The sequence below is a fragment of the Duganella sp. BJB1802 genome, assembly GCF_013369445.1.
GTDB classification, from domain to species: domain Bacteria; phylum Pseudomonadota; class Gammaproteobacteria; order Burkholderiales; family Burkholderiaceae_D; genus Rugamonas; species Rugamonas vulcania_A.
In genome coordinates this window covers 1-2984 of record NZ_JABWEF010000045.1, presented here as the reverse complement: position 1 = coordinate 2984, position 2984 = coordinate 1, and the positions used below count along the sequence as shown (strand labels likewise).

The window sequence follows — 2984 nt, the reverse complement described above, 5'->3', positions numbered from 1 at the left end:
CGAGTTCGCTGTGCACTTCCATCAAACGTCCACACTTATCGACTGTTAATTTTTAAAGAACTTTATTCGGTACTGCGTTTGCTGCGGAGCGTTGTGTCCGTCAGCGAAGAAGAAAGAGTATGAAGCGTTTAGACCGTTTCGTCAACCCCTTCTTTTTCTCACCTAACTCAGCAACGTGTGCCGTGTTCTGCGAGGGGGCGAACTATAGCAAAGGTACCGCGATATCCGCAAGGCCTTTTTTCGAGCTGCTACAATCCCGCCCTTTAGAATATGGCAGGAATGCACGCAATGACCAACAACACCATCAAGCGCGGCGGCTTCAGCTCCAGCTTCGGCGTCCTTGCAGCGACGCTCGGCTCGGCCGTGGGACTCGGCAATATATGGAAATTTCCTTATCTAACTGGCGCCAACGGCGGCGCCGGCTTTCTGCTGATCTACCTCCTTGCGACTTTGGTCATCGGCCTGCCAGTGATGATCGCGGAGATCGCCATGGGCCGCGCGGCCAAAGCCAATCCGATCACTGCGCTGCAACAGCTCAGTCCTAAAAAGGGAATGCCCTGGTGGCTGGTGGGCGCAGCCGGCATGGCGGCGGCCTTTCTGATCCTGTCCTTCTATTCGGAGGTGGTGGCCTGGGTTTTCGCCTATGTGTTCAAGGCCATTGGCGGCTCCATCCTGATTAGCGATCGCCACGTCACGGAAAGCGCGTTCGCAACTCTGATCGCCGATCCGATGCAGTCGCTGCTGTGGCAATGGGGAGTGCTCGCTTTCATCGGCGGCATCCTGCTGATGGGCGTGACCAAAGGCATCGAAGGCATCGCCAAGAAGCTGATGCCGATACTATTCCTGTTGTTGCTGCTGCTGTGCGCGGTCAGCCTGTCACTGGACAAGGCGAGCGATGGTTTGGCCTTTCTGTTCCGTCCTGACTTCAGCAAGATCACCGCCGGCGTCATACTCACCGCGATGGGCTTGGCCTTCTTCAAGCTATCTCTGGGCATGGGCACGATGATGACTTACGGCTCCTACTTCCGCGACGATCAAAATATTCCGCAGACCACGCTGCGCGTCATGGCAGCCGACCTGTGCGTCTCCATGCTGGCTGGCATCGCGATTTTTCCAGCCGTGTTCACCTTCGGCTTTCAGCCAGCGGCTGGCCCGGCGCTGGTGTTCATCACCATCCCCGCCGTGTTCTCGCAAATCCCCGGCGGCCAATTGTTGATGATCGCCTTCTTTGTGCTTGCCTCCGTGGCAGCCACCGGGGCGATGCTGTCGTTGATGGAAGTCCCGGTCGTAATCCTGCATGAGCGCCTAGGCCTAAGCCGCGTGAAGGCCACACTGCTGACCATCGCCTTCCTGATGCTGCTGGGCTCCAGCTGCGCATTGACCAACAACGTGCTGGAGGGGTTCAAACTGTTCGGCATGAACATGTTCGACCTGTTCGATTTCGTTTCGTCCAACGTATTGTTGCCACTGGGTGGCATCCTGCTAGCCGTCTTTGTGGGCTGGGTGTGGGGCGCGGATAAGTTCAATCAGGCGCTGTCGAACCAGGGGAAAATAAGCAACCAGGCCACGACTCGCGTGGTGTTCTTCCTGCTGCGCTATGTCTCGCCCGTACTGATTCTTTTGGTGATGTTGAAAGGACTGAATTTACTGTAGACACAACGGTCTCGCTCTTTTTTCACCGTCACCCGCACAGTATGCCTATACTATCTTGATCGTGAATATCCTCAGGCTGCATGATGAACCAGAGCGAGATCCCCGTAATTCCGATGCCGACGATACTCATCGTCGACGACTCTCTTTCCTATCTGTCGGCCCTGCTGGATCGGCTTGAACGGCACGGCTTCATGATCGTGCTGGCGCAGACTGCCGCCGAAGGTTTGATGCGCGCGGAATTCGCCGAGCCGGACCTGATCCTGCTCGATGTGGTCATGCCCGGCATCGACGGCTTCGAAGCCTGCCGGCGCCTCAAGGCCTGCAAGGCCACCAAAGATATCCCGGTCATCTTCATGACCGGCCTGACCGACCCCAAGCAAAAAGTCACGGGCTTCGATGCCGGCGGTGTGGACTACATCACCAAACCGTTCCAGATCGAAGAGGTACTGGCGCGCATCAATACCCATCTGGCGCTGCGCAAGGCCAATCGCGAATTGCAGGACATGATCGTCACCCTGGACAAGGCACGCGAAGACCTGGTCCGCAATGAGCGGCTGGCGGGACTGGGCGCGATGGTGGCCGGCATTGCGCATGAACTGAATACGCCGATCGGCAACAGCCTGATGGCCTCCACCACATTCGAAATGCAGACCGAGGAGATCACCAGACACTTGGCGGCGGAAGGCGGCATCACGCGCAAGGAGTTTGAGCACTACATCAAGAATGCGCAGCTGTCGGTGGACATCCTTGGCCGTAACTTACATCGGGCGGCCGAAATCGTCACCAATTTCAAACAGGTGGCGGTCGACCAGACCAGCTCTCAACGTCGTAGTTTTTTGTTAGCGGAGGTGGTGGCCGGCAACGTGCTGACACTGCAGCCGACAATCAAGCGCACCCCTTACTTGATCCAGCAGCGGATACCGCCGGACCTGATGATGGAAAGTTATCCTGGTCCGGTTGGGCAGGTAATCACCAACCTGATCAACAACGCCATCTTGCATGGCTATGAAGGCCGCAACGAAGGATTGATCGACATCTCGGCCAGCCTGTCCGGCCAGGGCTTGGTGACGCTATCGGTGGAAGATCATGGCGCCGGCATCCAGAAGGAATATCTGCCGCGCATCTTCGATCCCTTCTTCACCACCAAGCTGGGCGTTGGCGGTTCAGGCTTGGGCCTGAATATCGTCCACAATATTGTCACCGAGATTCTGGGTGGCACCATCGCCGTCGTCAGCGAGCCCGGCGGCGGTACCCGGTTCACGCTGACGCTGCCGATGCTGGCACCGACCCGCTAAAACAGACGAAAAAAAGCCCCGACCAAATCATTGGAC

The 2984-nt window shown here is 57.3% G+C and carries 2 protein-coding genes; both read left to right on the top strand.

Translation table 11 applies throughout. The annotated features are described in order from the left end of the window. Window positions 1–288: 288 nt before the first annotated feature. Window positions 289–1653, top strand: coding sequence for a sodium-dependent transporter (locus tag HUX88_RS31730; RefSeq protein ID WP_176364360.1), 1365 nt, complete (start codon window positions 289–291; stop codon window positions 1651–1653). Window positions 1654–1733: 80 nt separating this feature from the next. Further along, the gene (locus HUX88_RS31725; RefSeq protein WP_229219638.1) at window positions 1734–2948 is read left to right on the top strand and encodes a sensor histidine kinase; all 1215 of its coding nucleotides are present in this window, start codon (window positions 1734–1736) and stop codon (window positions 2946–2948) included. Window positions 2949–2984: the final 36 nt, after the last annotated feature.

Bases quoted from the DNA above. Each gene is read 5' to 3' on its own strand.
- HUX88_RS31725 (WP_229219638.1), top strand. From the start codon at position 1,734: ATGATGAACCAGAGCGAGATCCCCGTAATTCCGATGCCGACGATACTC.
- HUX88_RS31730 (WP_176364360.1), top strand. From the start codon at position 289: ATGACCAACAACACCATCAAGCGCGGCGGCTTCAGCTCCAGCTTCGGC.